General features: G+C 68.5%; 14 protein-coding genes. 8 read left to right on the top strand and 6 right to left on the bottom strand.

The features are described 5' to 3' along the window. Window positions 1-79: 79 nt before the first annotated feature. The 3 genes from ACFWZ3_RS08895 to ACFWZ3_RS08885 are packed head-to-tail and all read right to left on the bottom strand — an operon-like array spanning window position 80 to window position 4,288. The gene (locus tag ACFWZ3_RS08895) at window positions 80-1,309 is read right to left on the bottom strand and encodes a hypothetical protein (protein WP_439707379.1); all 1,230 of its coding nucleotides are present in this window, start codon (window positions 1,307-1,309) and stop codon (window positions 80-82) included. Beyond that, window positions 1,306-3,639 carry a putative bifunctional diguanylate cyclase/phosphodiesterase gene (locus ACFWZ3_RS08890; protein WP_439707378.1) on the bottom strand — a complete coding sequence of 778 codons (2,334 nt, stop codon included), beginning with the start codon at window positions 3,637-3,639 and terminating at the stop codon, window positions 1,306-1,308. The genes ACFWZ3_RS08895 and ACFWZ3_RS08890 overlap by 4 nt, the downstream gene beginning before the upstream one ends. 4 nt (window positions 3,640-3,643) lie before the next feature. Further along, window positions 3,644-4,288, bottom strand: coding sequence for a methylamine utilization protein (locus ACFWZ3_RS08885; protein WP_439707377.1), 645 nt, complete (start codon window positions 4,286-4,288; stop codon window positions 3,644-3,646). A gap of 167 nt (window positions 4,289-4,455) precedes the next feature. Here ACFWZ3_RS08885 and ACFWZ3_RS08880 point away from each other — a divergent pair, with 167 nt between their 5' ends. Genes ACFWZ3_RS08880 through ACFWZ3_RS08870 form a run of 3 tightly spaced genes read left to right on the top strand, consistent with a single transcriptional unit; the run spans window position 4,456 to window position 6,871 of the window. Next, window positions 4,456-5,157 carry a pirin family protein gene (locus ACFWZ3_RS08880; protein WP_439707376.1) on the top strand — a complete coding sequence of 234 codons (702 nt, stop codon included), beginning with the start codon at window positions 4,456-4,458 and terminating at the stop codon, window positions 5,155-5,157. A 60-nt stretch (window positions 5,158-5,217) separates the two neighbouring features. After that, window positions 5,218-6,147, top strand: coding sequence for a formate/nitrite transporter family protein (locus tag ACFWZ3_RS08875; RefSeq protein ID WP_439707375.1), 930 nt, complete (start codon window positions 5,218-5,220; stop codon window positions 6,145-6,147). Continuing rightward, complete coding sequence (locus ACFWZ3_RS08870) at window positions 6,134-6,871, top strand: 2OG-Fe(II) oxygenase (protein ID WP_439707374.1); 738 nt, start codon at window positions 6,134-6,136, stop codon at window positions 6,869-6,871. The genes ACFWZ3_RS08875 and ACFWZ3_RS08870 overlap by 14 nt, the downstream gene beginning before the upstream one ends. 24 nt (window positions 6,872-6,895) lie before the next feature. Here ACFWZ3_RS08870 and ACFWZ3_RS08865 read toward each other — a convergent pair whose 3' ends face one another. After that, the gene (locus tag ACFWZ3_RS08865) at window positions 6,896-7,786 is read right to left on the bottom strand and encodes an SDR family oxidoreductase (RefSeq protein WP_439707373.1); all 891 of its coding nucleotides are present in this window, start codon (window positions 7,784-7,786) and stop codon (window positions 6,896-6,898) included. A 700-nt stretch (window positions 7,787-8,486) separates the two neighbouring features. On the opposite strand from ACFWZ3_RS08865, the gene ACFWZ3_RS08860 reads away from it, so the two are divergent. Next, complete coding sequence (locus ACFWZ3_RS08860) at window positions 8,487-8,921, top strand: cell wall hydrolase (protein ID WP_439707372.1); 435 nt, start codon at window positions 8,487-8,489, stop codon at window positions 8,919-8,921. A gap of 72 nt (window positions 8,922-8,993) precedes the next feature. On the opposite strand, the gene ACFWZ3_RS08855 is transcribed toward ACFWZ3_RS08860, so the two are convergent. Next, entirely contained in the window at window positions 8,994-9,479 is a 486-nt protein-coding gene (locus ACFWZ3_RS08855) for a glycine zipper 2TM domain-containing protein (protein WP_439707371.1), read from the bottom strand. Window positions 9,480-9,557: 78 nt separating this feature from the next. Then, window positions 9,558-10,142: a glycine zipper 2TM domain-containing protein gene (locus ACFWZ3_RS08850; protein ID WP_439707370.1), complete on the bottom strand. Its 585-nt coding sequence runs from the start codon at window positions 10,140-10,142 to the stop codon at window positions 9,558-9,560. Between the two features lie 141 nt (window positions 10,143-10,283). Between ACFWZ3_RS08850 and ACFWZ3_RS08845 the strand changes: the two genes are divergently transcribed. The 4 genes from ACFWZ3_RS08845 (at window position 10,284) to ACFWZ3_RS08830 (ending at window position 14,420) form a co-directional block, all read left to right on the top strand. Further along, entirely contained in the window at window positions 10,284-11,102 is an 819-nt protein-coding gene (locus ACFWZ3_RS08845) for a TatD family hydrolase (RefSeq protein ID WP_439707369.1), read from the top strand. Between the two features lie 126 nt (window positions 11,103-11,228). Further along, entirely contained in the window at window positions 11,229-11,765 is a 537-nt protein-coding gene (locus ACFWZ3_RS08840) for a MarR family winged helix-turn-helix transcriptional regulator (RefSeq protein WP_439707368.1), read from the top strand. Continuing rightward, window positions 11,762-13,237 carry an efflux transporter outer membrane subunit gene (locus ACFWZ3_RS08835; RefSeq protein WP_439707367.1) on the top strand — a complete coding sequence of 492 codons (1,476 nt, stop codon included), beginning with the start codon at window positions 11,762-11,764 and terminating at the stop codon, window positions 13,235-13,237. The genes ACFWZ3_RS08840 and ACFWZ3_RS08835 overlap by 4 nt, the downstream gene beginning before the upstream one ends. After that, window positions 13,224-14,420 carry an HlyD family secretion protein gene (locus ACFWZ3_RS08830; protein WP_439707366.1) on the top strand — a complete coding sequence of 399 codons (1,197 nt, stop codon included), beginning with the start codon at window positions 13,224-13,226 and terminating at the stop codon, window positions 14,418-14,420. Before ACFWZ3_RS08835 ends, ACFWZ3_RS08830 begins: the two co-directional genes overlap by 14 nt. Window positions 14,421-14,429 lie beyond the last annotated feature (9 nt).

The raw sequence follows: 14,429 nt of genomic DNA, 5'->3' as shown, positions 1-14,429 counted from the left end.
CTGGCGGGAACGGAGAAGGATAGCAAAGCGCCACCGCGCTCGGATACGCGGCGGGCGCCGCGATTGCCCGGGGAACGGGTCAGTAGAAGATGCGCGCGCTCAACTGCGCCTGGGTACCGCGGGTGTGCGGCCGCAGGCCGTAGTCGGCGCGGACGGTGCGCGTGCTGTCGATGTGCAGCACCTCGAAGGTCAGGCGCAGCCAGTCGTGCGGACGCCAGTTGATCGCGGCGGTGATGGCATTGCCGTGCTCGCCCTCGTGCAGGCCCGGCGTGCCAGGCAGTTCTCGCGTGCTGAAGTGATCCAGCCGCAGGGCCGGCCGCCACGCGCCGCGGTTCCAGCCAGCCAGCAGGTAGGCCGCGCGGTAGCGGGTGGTGAACACCAGGCCGGGAACCGGTTCGATCACTGTATCGCCGTCCATCGCCTGCGCCAGCCAGGTGATCGGGCCGGTATCGGTGCTGGCGCCCAGGCTCCAGAAGCGGGTGCGCCAGGCGTACAGGCGCTCGCCGCCCTCGTAGGGTTGCCAGGCTTGCGGGTCGGCATGGTTGTCGTAGTGCATCAGGCTGAGCCGTCCCCAGCCGCGCGCGCGCCAGGTGAGCTGGGCGTAGTTGCCCCACGGGTGGCCGATGCGCCGGAACGGGTCATAGCGCATCGGCGGCTCCTCGCCGTCGTCGCGCACGTAGGCGTCCGGCTCGCGCAGGCGGCTGCCGATCCCGTAGCTCAGGTCGCTGAGCGACCAGCCACGGACCGCCAGCAGGTTGCCGGCCGGATCGTTGCGCTGGAACAGCGCGCCGCGCAGTTCCCAGGTGGCGATCTCGCCGCGCCGCTCGATGCGGCCCTCGGCCCCGACCGCACGCAGTTCCTCGCCGACCCAGCTGTTGATCGCCGAGGGTGTGATCGTCCAGGGGCTGGTCCAGCCGATGGCGTCGTTCTCCAGCGAGACCGGTGGAAAGAACGCGCCGACCTGCACCGAGCCGCGCCAACGGTTCGTTGATACCGGGCGCCAGCGCAGGTACGCCTCCAGCACGTCCACGCCGGCGCGGTCGCCGTCCTGCAGTTGCACGCCTGCCAAGGCAAGCAGCGCGGGTGTGAGCTGCGCGGTGCCGACCAGCGCGGCACCGCCGAAGCGCGCCTCGACGTCGCCTCCGCCGTAACGCGTCTTGCCGAGCCCGCCCTCGACCCAGCTGCGCTCTCCCGGCGCGGCGACCAGGCGGCCATCGACATAACCGTGCAGGCTGAAATCCTGGGCATAGCCGGCCAGCGGCGACGCCATCAGGCAGGCCAGGGCGAGACGGCGAAAGCGAAGCCTCATGCCACTCCGGCCCGCTCGAAGGCAAAGCCCGCCAACTCGGTCGCCGGCAGCGGACGGGCGATGAAGAAGCCTTGCGCATGGTCGCAGCCGATCGCTGCGAGCTGTGCCAGCGCGCCTTCGTCCTCCACGCCCTCGGCGGTGATGCGGAAGCCCAGGCGATGCCCGAGTTCGACGATCGAACGCACGATGGTCTGGTCGCTGGCGTCACGGGCCAAGTGGCGGACGAAGGTTTGGTCGATCTTCAGCTCGCTCACCGGCAGGTGCCGCAGATAGGCGAAGGCGGACTGGCCCACGCCGAAGTCGTCCACCGCGATGCCGACGCCCAGATCAGCCAGCCCGCGCAGCACACGGATCGCCGTTTCCGGCTCGCCGATCACGGCGCGCTCGGTGATTTCCACCGTGAGCTTGCCTGGCGGCAGTCCATGGATGGAGAGCAGGCGCCCGATGCGCAACGGCAGCTCGGGCTCCTCCAGGTCGCGCGCCGAGAGGTTTACCGCCACGTTCAGGGCGAGCCCGCGCGCGTGCCAGCGGCTGGCCTGCGCGATACCGGCGGCCAGCGCCCAGCGGGTCAGCCGCTGGATGTTGCCGGTGTCCTCGGCCATGCCGATGAAATCCTGCGGCGGCACGATCCCGCGACGCGGATGGTGCCAGCGCACCAGCGCCTCGACGCCGTCCACGCGACGCGTGTCCAGCGCAAGCTTGGGCTGGTAGTGCAGCAGCAGGTGGTCGTGGTCGAGCGCTTCGCGCAACTCGCCCATCAGCGACAGGCGCTCGGTCCGGTGCGGGTCGGTCGCCACGTCGTAGAACGCCAGTGGACGGGTGGATCCGGTGGCCGCGAACTGGGCCACCTCGCCATGGCGCAACAGCACCGAGGCCAGCGCGCCATCTTCCGGATACATGGCGATGCCGATCGCCGGCAAGGTGTCGACGCTGACGTCCGCCTCGACATAAGGGGCGTTCAGGGCGTCCAGGATGCGCAGCGCCGCGGCGACGGCCTCGGTACGGTCCGCGCCGGGCAGCCAGGCGACGAACTGGGTGTCGGTCGCGCGCGCCAGGTAGGCCTTCGCGGCAACGCGCCCCAGGCGGGCGCCGACTTCGCGCATCAGCCGGTCATACAGGCCGTGGCCCATGGTCTTGATGATGTCGGGCACGCGCGTGAGGCCGACCATCAGCAGCGCGCCGTGGGTCGTGCCGCTGTCGCGCGCGCGGTCGATCGCCGCCTCGGCCGCCACCCGGTTGGGCAGATCGGTGACCTGGTCGTGCAGGGCCTGCTGGCGGATGCGCTCCTCGCGCTGGCGTACCGCTTCGGCCATCGTGCCGAAAGCCGCCGCCAGCTGGCCGAGTTCGTCGCGCCGATTGAGACTGGGCAGCGCGCGGTAATCGCCCGCTTCGATCCGCCGCGCCGCGCCAGCCAGCGACTCCACCGGACGCGACACGCTGCGCGCGGTCAGCCACGCGCCGATCAGGCCGACCACCAGGCCCAGCCCGAGCAGGAAGCCCCAGGCGATCACCACCGCGCGGAACGGCCGCAAGGCATCGCCCAGCGAGTAACCCAGCACGGCCACCACCGGCGCACTGCTGCGCGCCTGGCTCAGCGGCTGCGCCAGCACCAGGTATTCGTGGCCCTGGATGCGGCGCACCGCCGGGCTGGTCGGCAACTCCTGCCCGGCCAGGCTGGCGACGAGCCCCGTATGCCGGAGCCCCTGCGCCGCGGCGACCCAGCCCGAAGCGTCCGGCCGCACCGCCAGTTCGATGTCGCCCGGCAGCGCGGACAGTTCGCGCAAGTGGGCCAGCAATGCATCGTCCAGCGGCACGTAGACGACCACCAGGCCCACCGGCTGCGGCGCGTAGATCGGTACGACCACCACCCAGTAGGCCTCTGCCTGGAGTGCGACCACCGCGGCGACGCGCCGGTCGAAGGCATGCTCCACCAGGTCGGGAAAGGCGAATCGCTTGCCGTTGGCGTGGGTGTCGGCGGTGTCCACCTCGACCACGCCGTCCAGCCCCACCAGCTGCATGCGCGAGGCGCCGACGCGGCGCCCGTGGTTGCGCAGCACGGAGAACACCGTGCCATGGTCGCGTTCGGCGATGGCCGAGCGCAGCGCATAGTCCAGCGCCATCACCTCCACATTGCCCGCCACGCGCGCCGAGAGGTCGTCCATCTGCGCGACGAAGGCCTGCGCGTTGACCGCCAGCTGGCGCTCGCCTTCGCTGACCATCGCGCGACGGGTCACGCCGTAGACCAGCGCGGCCGTCAACAACTGAACCGTCACCAGCGTGGCGACGAAGAACAGCGCGAGACGGAGGCGGAAGCCGACGACGGTGCGCATGGGCTCAGTAGTCCAGGTGCTCGCGATCGGTGAACCCGCGCGGATCGGGAATCAGCCACAGGGTGAAGTCGGCATGTTGCGCATCCGTCCCCTCGCCCACCGCCGCTACCTCGCTGGGCTGCGCCTGGCCGGGCCGCAGTTGCGGGTGCCACACGGTCACCGTGTAGCTCCCCGGCGGAAGCTGGTCGAACACCACCTGCCCCTGCGAGGGCGTCACCTTGGCCTGCTCGGACGTGACCAGCAGGTAGGCGATCATGTGGTCGTGGATGTTGCAGCCAACTGCGACCAGGCCGGGCTTGTCGAGCGTCGTCGGGGGCGAGCTTTCGCCCGGGCGCAGCAGGAACTCGAACGCCTTGGCCTCGGAGAACGAATAGACGTGGTGGCGCGTGCCGTCGCTGTTGCGGAAGACCACCCGGTCGCCCGGCCGGACCGCCTGCACGTAGGGAATGAAGGTCTCGTCGCGCTGGTCGACGTAGCGGGTCACCGGCGCGGGCGCCGGCTGGGTGGACGGGCTGGCCGGAGTCACGGTAACTACCGCGTCACCCACGGCATGTCCGCCGCTGTCGCTGACCCGCACCACCAATTGGCCGGCCCACAGCGGACCCGCGCAGCCGGCCAGCAGCCAAGCCAACAATAGTCGCCTGCGCATCACGCGCACTCCTGGATTCCCCGGGGCTAGCCTAACCCATGCCTCCGCGCCCCGGTCAATGGGTGCCAGCGGGCGAACGATCCGTTCAAACCACGGCCATTTGCCGGCGCGGAGCGCACCCTTATCTTGCTTGTCTGGCCGGCAACCACGCCTGGCAGGAGGGCACGATGATCGAACGCAGGGCTTTTGACACCTTGGGCGGGGCCAACCACGGCTGGCTCGATGCCAAACACCACTTCTCCTTCGCCGGCTATCACGATCCCGCCCGCATGGGCTGGGGCGCGCTGCGGGTCTGGAATGACGACACCATCGCGCCGCGCAGCGGCTTCCCGCCGCACCCGCACGCGGACATGGAGATCATCACCTACGTGCGCGAGGGGGCAATCAGCCATCGCGACAACCTGGGCAACGACGGGCGCACCGTCGCGGGCGACGTGCAGGTGATGAGCGCGGGCAGCGGCATCACGCACGCCGAATACAACCTGGAGCCCGACACCACCCGCATCTTCCAGATCTGGATCATTCCCGACCGGCCGGGGGGCGCGCCGTCCTGGGGAGCCCGTCCCTTCCCCACCGGCGAGCGTGCAGGGCGTTTCGTCGCGCTGGCGAGCGGCCTTCCGGGCGACTCCGATGCCCTGCCGCTGCGCGTACAGGCACGCGTTCTGGGCGCCACGCTGCGTGCTGGCGAACAGGCGGACTATCCACTGGGGGCCGGTCGCTACGCGTATCTGGTCCCGGCCAGGGGCGCCATCGAGGTCAACGGCGTGCGGATCGATGCGCGCGACGGTGCGGCCATCCGCGACGAGCCCGCGCTCCGGGTCACCGCGATCGAGGACGCCGAGCTGGTGCTGGTCGACGTTCCCGCCTGAGGCGACACGCCGCATACACGGGGCGTCGTAGCGTGCCGGGGTCCGCCGGAGGACCCCCGCATGCCCCAGCCAACCGGACGCCAGCGCCTTGCCGGCGCCGAGGATCCGAACGAAGCCGACGCCCGCGACGGCTTTTCGCTGTCGCGCCAGGAACGGGGCGAGGTCGAACAGAAGCGCCCGCCGCGGGTAGCCGTGCTGCACGAGACCATCCGCCTCGAAGGCGAAGAGGAACTCAGCCGCGGCCTGCTCGCCCTGAGCCTTTCAGCGCTCGCCGCCGGACTCTCGATGGGGTTCTCGATGCTGGCGCGCGGTTTGTTGCACCGGCACCTGGAGAGCGTACCGGGCGCCTTCCTCATCGAGAGCCTGGGCTACCCGTTTGGCTTCCTCGTGGTGATCCTCGCCCGCCAGCAGTTGTTCACCGAGAACACGATGACTGCCGTGCTGCCGCTGATGACGCACCCGAACCTGCGCAAGCTCGGCTCGCTGCTGCGGCTCTGGTCGGTGGTGTTCGCCGGCAACCTGGTCGGCACCGCGCTGTTCGCCTACGGCATCCTGCACATGCAGCTGTTCGACGAGCCCACACGGACGGCGCTGCTGGGCATCGGCACCGAAGTCATGGGCAACACGCCGCTGCAGATGTTCACCAAGGGCATCGTCGCCGGCTGGCTGATCGCCACCATGGTGTGGCTGGTGCCGGCGGCCGAGCACGCGAAGATCGCGGTGATCGTGCTGACGACCTACCTGATCGCGCTGGGTGGCTTCACGCACATCATCGTTGGGTCGGTGGAGACCTTCTACCTGGTGTTCGCCGGAAAGCTTTCGTTCGGCGGCTTCGTCACGGCATTCGCGCTGCCCACGCTGGCTGGCAACATCGTCGGCGGCAGCTGCATCTTCGCGCTCATCAGCCACGCGCAGGTGCGTAGCGACGAGGCCGAGGAGGACCAGGCGCAAGATCCGGAGGGCGCAGGCGTGCGGCGTGACCGACCCTGACGGCATGACCGATCACACTCCTGCCGACGCGCTGCATGCCATCGACTGGCCAGCCATCCATGCCGCGCTCGATGCCCATGGGTACGCCCAGTTGCCTGGCCTGCTATCACCACAGGCCTGCAGCGAGCTGGCTGCGCTCTATCCCTGTCGCGAGCACTTCCGGAGCCGCGTGGTGATGGCCCGCCATGGCTTCGGCAAAGGCGAATACCAGTACTTCGACTATCCCCTGCCGGCGCAGGTCGAGGCGCTGCGCACGGGCATGTATCCACGGCTGGTACCACTGGCCAACCGGTGGAACGAAGCGATGGGGATCGAGGTTCGATACGCGCCGGCGCACGCGGACTATCTCGCGCACTGCCACGCCGCCGGCCAGACGCGGCCCACGCCGTTGCTGCTGCGCTACCAGACGGGCGACTACAACTGCTTGCACCAGGACCTGTACGGGGAGCACGTATTCCCGTTGCAGATGGCGGTCCTGCTGTCCGTGCCAGGCATCGACTTCACCGGTGGCGAGTTCGTGCTTACCGAGCAGCGGCCGCGCATGCAGTCGCGCGCCGAGGTGGTGCCGCTTGCGCAGGGGGATGCCGTGGTCTTCGCGGTACATCATCGCCCCGTGCAGGGCACGCGGGGCAGCTACCGGGTGAACCTTCGCCATGGCGTGAGCCGGCTGCGCAGCGGGTCACGCTACACGCTGGGCATCATCTTCCACGACGCTGCCGCATAGGGAGGGCGCGCGAACGCGACCTGGCTAGTGCGGCGCGCTTCCGTACACCTGCCCGCCGCCACCGGCGCGGAACAGGGTTCCTTCCGGCGCTCTGGCCGGCATGTCGCGCTGCTGCCGATGCGCCTGCATGGCCGCCATCTTGTCACCCAGCGACGGCAGTAGCTTCGACACCGCCGTGTCCAGCTTGGCCATCGCCCCGACGGTGACATCGCGACCACCCTCCGTCGCCGCCTCGAGGATCGCCTCGGCGACGCGATGCGGATCGATCATCGGCGAGGGAAGCTTCGGTTCCTGTGCCATGTAATTGCGCGCGTGCTGCGGATAAGGCGTGTTGACCGCCGTCGGCTGGATCAAGGTGATCGACACCGGCGCTTCGTCCAGTTCCGCCACCTCCACGCGCAAGGCGTCGGTGAAGCCCTTCACCGCATGCTTGGAAGCCGAATACATGCCCTGAAAAGGAATGACCGCGTCGGATACCTCGCTGCCGAGGTTGATCAGCGCGCCACCGCTTTGGCGCAGATAGGGCAACGCCACCAGCGATCCGTTGACCACGCCCCAGAAGTTGGTGTCGAACAGGCGACGGCTGTCCGCCTCACTCACTTCGTCGAGCCTCCCATAGATCGCCACGCCGGCGTCGTTCACCCAGGTGTCGATGCGTCCGAAGCGCTGGATCGCTGCCGCCGCGAGGTCTTGCAGTTGCTCCCGGTCACCGACGTCGGTGGGCACAGCGATCGCTTCGCGCCCGGCCTCGGCGATCTGCTTCACGACAGCCTCCAGCGTGTCGCCGCTGCGCGCGGCCAGCACAACGCGTGCGCCCTTCTCCGCGGCGAGCAGCGCCGTACACAAGCCAATGCCGCTGGAAGCACCGGTGATGACCATGATCTGCTGGTCGAGCGGCTTCAATCGGGCGGCCATGAACTTGTCCTGCATCAAAGGCGTCGAAGCACATCACAGCAGCGGTTCAATGGCGGTGAACGAAGGTTGTCGAGTAACAGGCTGTCAGGCACACGGACTTCGCTCGACCACGCGGGTGCGTTGTTGCGTGACGGCCTGCTTGCACACCTCATTCACGTGATGGGTCTTCACAATGAATTTCTCGCATGAACGCCGCTGGTCTTGCCTCGACAGGGATACCGGTCATCCACGCAACCGATGGCCTTCACCTCCCAAGCATGTCCACTGGATGAACGTTAGCCGAATTTAAACTGCACCTATCCGGCACTTGCCAGCCGGCTTCACCGCCACTACCCTCCCGCCGACTTCAGATTGATGCCCATCGCTCACGGGCATCTGCACGCGACGAACCGGAGGGGTCCGGATCGGCGCGACCCGGCAGCAACATCGCCGGATGGAACAACCGCTCCACGCGGGAACAATCCAGGCAGCAGCCGCCATTCCGCAGACCGCAGACGGTCGCGATCAACAGTGCGCGCGCCAACGATCACGCCGGCTAATGATCAGCCAGCCTAACGCCACACTCCCGTGGCAAAGCGTCACGACTCTTGTTTCGGTCGCGACGATTCATCCAGGTGGTAACGGCCTGCCCGCCCGTCCACCGCAACGGCGCACGAGATGGAAGTTTCATCCCGCGCGTACAGCACGCTGGAGGCAGACAATGAAACTTTCCATGCTGTTGTGGCTGACGTCCGTACTGCCCCAGCCGATCGCCGACCAGGCCTGCCTGGCGACGACCGTGTATCTGGAGGCCCGCAGCGAGTCGACCATCGGTCAGCTCGCCGTCGCAGAAGTCGCCTTGCGTCGCCGCGAACGCGGCCGCTGGGGCGACACCGTCTGCAAGGTGGTGGCGGCCCCTCACCAGTTCGCCATTACGGCCACGCCCGGCTCCTACGACATCGCCAATTTCAGGGCCTTCACCAAGGCCTGGAAGATTGCCGGCTACTCGATGGAGAACTGGGCCTTGCCGCTGGCCCAGCGCCAGCTGCTCGTTCCTCACGCGGATCACTTCGCCACTGTGGCGATCGCGCCGGCGTGGTCGCTCAACCACACCAGCACCACGATCGGCGAACACCGTTTCTACGCGGTCAACTGATAAAGATTTCCGGCAGCAAAAAAGGCCCTCGCGAGAGGGCCTTCTTTTTTGGACGCCTATACGTCCGAACGCCTACATGGCATAGACGTGGTCGCCGCGGACCTGGGCGTAATCGCCGACACGAAGGCCAGGATCTTCCTTCTGCGTCACCGTGGCGTATTGCCCGTTGTCCAGGCGTACCGTGATGCGCCAGGCGGGCGTCTCGCCGTTGCCCGAACGCTTGCCGACCTGATTGCCGACCACGCCGCCAGCCACCGCGCCGGCGACCGTCGCCGCCTTGCGACCATCGCCCTTGCCGACCTGGTTACCCAGTACACCACCGGCCACCGCGCCGATCACCGCACCCAACGTGCCATGGCCGTTGTCCTGGACATAGACCTGTTGGATGTCCTGCACCACGCCGCAGTTCTGGCAGCGTGTACTGCCATAGCTGGAGCTCTGGTAGCCGCCGTTGTTGTAGCCGCCATTGTTGTTGTACGGGCCCGTGGCGCAACCGCCGAGGGCGAGGCTGCCCGCCAAAGCGGCGGCCAGCGCGACATTGCGTGATCGGTTGAACATGGCGCGACTCCTCGATGTGGGATGGGGTCGATGATCGCGTGCGGTCCGTCCATGGACCGCATAGATTGTGTCAGCCCGTTATTGCGCGTCGGAAACCGAGACGACACCCTCTTGCACCTGGACGCGATCGCCCGGGTCATGGTCCATCCGCGTCGTGCGGGTGACACCGTTGTATTCGTAACGCACGTTGTAGCCGACCACCTTGGTGCTGGAGTCGTTGACCGTCTCGCACTTGCGCTCGGTCGTGGTGGTGACCTTGGCTTCCTGGCGGTTCTCCTGGATCTTCTTGCCCGCGTAACCGCCCGCGACCGCGCCGGCAACGGTGGCCAGAGTCTTGCCCTTGCCGCCGCCGACCTGGTGGCCGAGCAGGCCACCAGCGACCGCGCCGATCGCCGTGCCGGCGATCTGGTGCTGGTCCTTCGGCGGCTCGTTATGCGTGACAACCTCGTCGTGGCATACCTGGCGCGGGTTGTTCACCGTCTTGCGAATCGGGTCAACGCTGACCACGCGCGCGTACTTGGCGCCATTGTCCGCGCCCGAGGCGGTGGACGCGGCATTGGCCAGGCCGGCATCGGCACTGGCGTCGCGGTTGCAAGCCGAAATGCCCATCGCAAGCGCAGCCGCGATCCCCACCTGAAGCGCATTGACCATCAACCTGTTCATGACTTGCCTCTCCTTCGTTTCATTTCATGCGGCGTGGCGGGCGCGCCATGCGTCCACCTTCACCTGCGGGACCATTGAACCTTCGCCATACTGAATCCGGCCTAGACATTCTTCCCTATGCGCAACCGAAGTGACGAACGCGTGACGGAACACTCACATCCGCCTGCCTCCCTGCCCGTCCCCTGGCTGGTCGACAGCCACGTGCATATCGACGATGCCAGCTTCGACCGCGACCGCGCGCAGGTATTGGCCTGCGCCGCCGAGGCGGGCGTGCGTTCGATGGTGGTGCCGGGCATCGACGCGGCGAGTTGGCCGCGCATCGACGCATTGTGCCAGCGGCACCAGGGGCTCTACCCCGCATACGGCCTGCATCCTCTGTTTCTCGCGCAGCACCGGCCCGAACACCTGGACGCGCTGCGCGAGCGCCTCGGCAGCGGCAATCCCGTCGCATTGGGCGAGATCGGCCTGGACTTCTATGTGCAGGAACTCGACCGCGAGCTGCAGCAGTACTACTTCGAACAACAACTGGCATTGGCGCAGGAATTCGACCTGCCGGTGATCGTGCACGCCCGCCGCGCGGTGGAAGAAGTCGTACTCGCCCTACGCCGCTTTCCTGGCCTGCACGGCGTCGTGCACAGCTTCGCCGGCAGCGAGCAACAGGCCGAGCGGCTCTACGAAATGGGATTCATGCTCGGCATCGGCGGTCCGGTCACCTACCCGCGCGCCAAACGGCTGCGCAGTCTGGTCGCGAACATGCCGATCGACTATCTGCTGCTGGAGACGGACGCGCCCGACCAGCCGAATGCCGGCCACCAGGGGGCACGCAACGAGCCGATCCGGATGCTGGAAACGTTGCAGACGATAGCCGGACTGCGCGACGGGTCCGCCGAGGCTATCGCCGCCGCCACCACGACGAATGCCTGTCGCCTGTTCGGCCTCGCTCCTCCAGCCTCACTGTAGGAGCGCACCCTGTGCACGACCCGCGTCACGGCGGGTCACCCGTCGTGCGCGTTTGCCTCCGGCGGCACTTGCCTGTGTTTTCCTCCCGCGCTATTTTTGTTCACTGGTGAACTATGAGCTGGTGAAATGGCGCGCTTGGGCGACTGTATCGTAATGATGGACGAGGGGATCGGCCGGGTGAGCCAGGTCATCCCCGACATGCCTGCCGCCGAGGCCCGTCTCACCCGCCTGCTGCTGATGGTCGGCCACGCCTTCGACGAGGCGGTGGAAGAGGCGCTCAAGCCGCACAAGGTCAACCACAGTGACTTCCTCACGCTGATGATCCTGTACAGCCGCCCGGACGGCAGTTCGACGCCAGGCGAGCTGTGCGATTACACCTCCCAGGGCGCCACCAACATGACCCGCATCGCCAATGCGCTGGTCAAGCGCGGGCTGATCACGCGCGGCGCCAGCGAGGAAGACCGCCGACGCGTAGTGATCCGTATCACCCCGGCCGGGCGACGCTTCGTCCAGAAGTTGCTGCCGCCCCTGTTCCCCCGCGTGAGTGCGGCATTCGCTGGTTTCAGCGATGCCGACAAGCGCAATTTCGGCCGCCTGCTACGCAAGCTCGCCGACAACCTCGACCAGCTGGACGAGGCCACCTCCCGGAAGGACGCTCCATGAAACCTGCCCTGCTCCGCCTTCGCACTGCGCTGGCCGCGGCAACCGCGCTGGCGCTGGCCGCATGTGCCACGCCGCCGGCGAAGCTGTCCCCGCCGCAGCTTCGCGACGACGTGCCGCTTGCTGGTCTGGAAACGGCCACGCGCGCCGGCTGGCCCGACGCCCAGTGGTGGCACGCCTACGACGATCCGCAGCTCGACGAGCTGATGGACCGCGCGCTGCGTCAGGCGCCGGATCTCGCGCTGGCGCAGAGCCGCGTGCAGGGCGCCGAGCAGTCCGCCCGCCTGGCCGCTGCCCAGATGGGGCTGACGGTCAACGGCAACGTGCAGTACGCGCGCCAGCGCATGAGCGAACACGGCCTGATTCCGGCGCAGTTCCTCGGCTTCACCTGGTACAGCCAGGCGGATCTGGGCGTGCAGCTGAAGTACGACTTCGACTGGTGGGGCAAGAAACGCGCGACGGTCGAAGCGGCGCTGGACCAGGCGCATGCCGCCGAGGCCCAGCGCAGCGCGGCCGCACTGGCGCTCCAATATGCCGTTGCCAGCACCTACTTCGGCTGGCAGGCGGACCAGGCGCGGCTGGCGCTCGCCGACCAGTCGCTCGCCGCCGGCGAACAGTTGCTGCACATCGCCCAACTGCGCGTACGCCAGGGCGTCGACCTGGCGGACACCGCAGAGCAGGCACAGGCGCAGTTGGCGCAGCTTCGGCAGATGCGCACCGCCATCGAGGGCTCGGCCAGGATCAACCGCGTGGTGCTCGCCTCGCTGCTGGGCGTATCGCCGTCCGAACTGCCCGAACTCAAGGCCCGCCCGCTGCCCACCGTCGCCCCCGGCCTGCCCGAGCACGCGAGCCTGGACCTGATCGCCCGACGCCCCGACATCGCCGCCAGCCGCTGGCAGGTCGAGGCCGCGCTCAAGCAGACCGACGTGGCGCGCGCGCAGTTCTTCCCGGACCTCAGCCTCACCGCGCTGGCCGGCCTCTCCAGCATCGACATGGGCAAGCTGTTCACGCCCGGCAGCCGCGTCTTCGCGGTGACGCCCGCGCTGCACCTGCCCATCTTCGAGGGCGGCGCGCTCGAGGCGAACTACGGTCTCAGCCGCGCGCAGCTCGACAGTGCCGTGGCGCAGTACCGCAGCACGGTGCTGGCAGCCGCGCGCGACGTCGCCACGCAAGCGCTGGGGGCCGAGCAGTTGGCCGCGCAGCGCGAGCAGCAGCAGGCGCAACTGGCCGCGGACGAGCGCCTGCTCGCCAACGCCCAGGCCCGCCTGCGCCAGGGTGTGCGCGATGGCCGCGAAAGCCTTGCCGCCGAACTCGTCCTGCTGCAGCAGCGCGACGCGCAGACCCAGCTCCGCGCACAGGCGCTGGCCACCGACCTGGCGCTGATCAAGGCGCTCGGCGGCGGCTATCGCAGCGAAACCCCTTCCGAAACCGCATCCAACTCCCCTTCCCCCGGAGCCGACCATGAGCGCCACTGAAGCCGACAAGTCCGCCGACAACGACAGCGGCCTGGCCGCCAAGAATCCAGCCAAGCGCAGGCGCGTACTGCTCATCGTCGCAGGCGTGTTCATCCTGATCGCGCTCGTCTGGCTGCTGTTGTGGCTGTTCGTGTTCTCGCATCGCGAGAAGACCGACAACGCCTACGTCGGCGGCAACCAGGTGACGATCTCTTCTCAGGTGCCCGGCACCGTGGTGGCGATCATGGCCGACGACACCCAGCGCGTGGAGGCCGGCCAGGTGCTGGTGAAGCTGGACCCGACCGACGCCCAGGTCCGTCTGGCGCAGGCACGCAGCGCGCTTGCCCAGGCGGTGCGTGGCGTGCGCCAGCAGACCAGCTCGGCCAGCGGCGCCGACGCGCAGGTCACCGCGCGCAGGCTGGAGCTGGACAAGCTCGAAGCCGACCTGAAGCGGCACCTGCCGCTGCTGTCCGCGCACGCCGAATCGCCCGAGATCGTGCAGCACCTGCGCGACGGCGTGGCACAGGCGCGCGCTGGCCTGGAAGCGGCCAAGGCGCAGGCCGCGGCCGCGCATGCCGCAGTCGAAGGCACCGACGTAGCCGAGAACCCGGCCGTACTGCAGGCCCGCGCCAACTTCCGCGCCGCCTGGATCGCCGCGCAGCGCAACGCGATCCTGGCGCCCGTGTCCGGCTACGTGGCCCAGCGCAGCGTGCAACTGGGCAACAGCATCGCGCCCGGCCAGCAACTGATGACGGTGGTGCCGCTGCATGACTTGTGGATCGACGCCAACTTCAAGGAGGGCCAGCTGCAGCACATCCGCATCGGCCAGCCGGCCACCATCGAGGCCGACGTCTACGGCGGCGACGTGGAATACCACGGCAAGGTCGTCGGCCTGGGCGCCGGCACCGGCAGTGCCTTCTCGCTGCTGCCGGCGCAGAACGCCACCGGCAACTGGATCAAGGTGGTGCAGCGCGTACCCGTGCGCATCGCGCTGGACAACCGGGAACTGGACAAGCACCCACTGCGCGTGGGCTTGTCGACCGACGTGACCGTGGACATCACGGACGATCGCGGCCCGGTGCTGGCACAGGCGCCGGCGCAACAGCCGGTCGCGCAAACGAGCGTGTATGACCGCCTGATGGGCAAGGCCGAGGACGAGGCCCAGCGCATCATCCAGGCCAACCTGCCCCGCGCCGCCAAATAACCTGAAGGC

It is taken from the genome of Frateuria sp. GZRR35 (assembly GCF_051900415.1).
Classification (GTDB): Bacteria; Pseudomonadota; Gammaproteobacteria; order Xanthomonadales; family Rhodanobacteraceae; genus Frateuria_A.
Note: the sequence above shows the minus strand (reverse complement) of the source record. Positions and strands in the feature narration are given on the sequence as shown.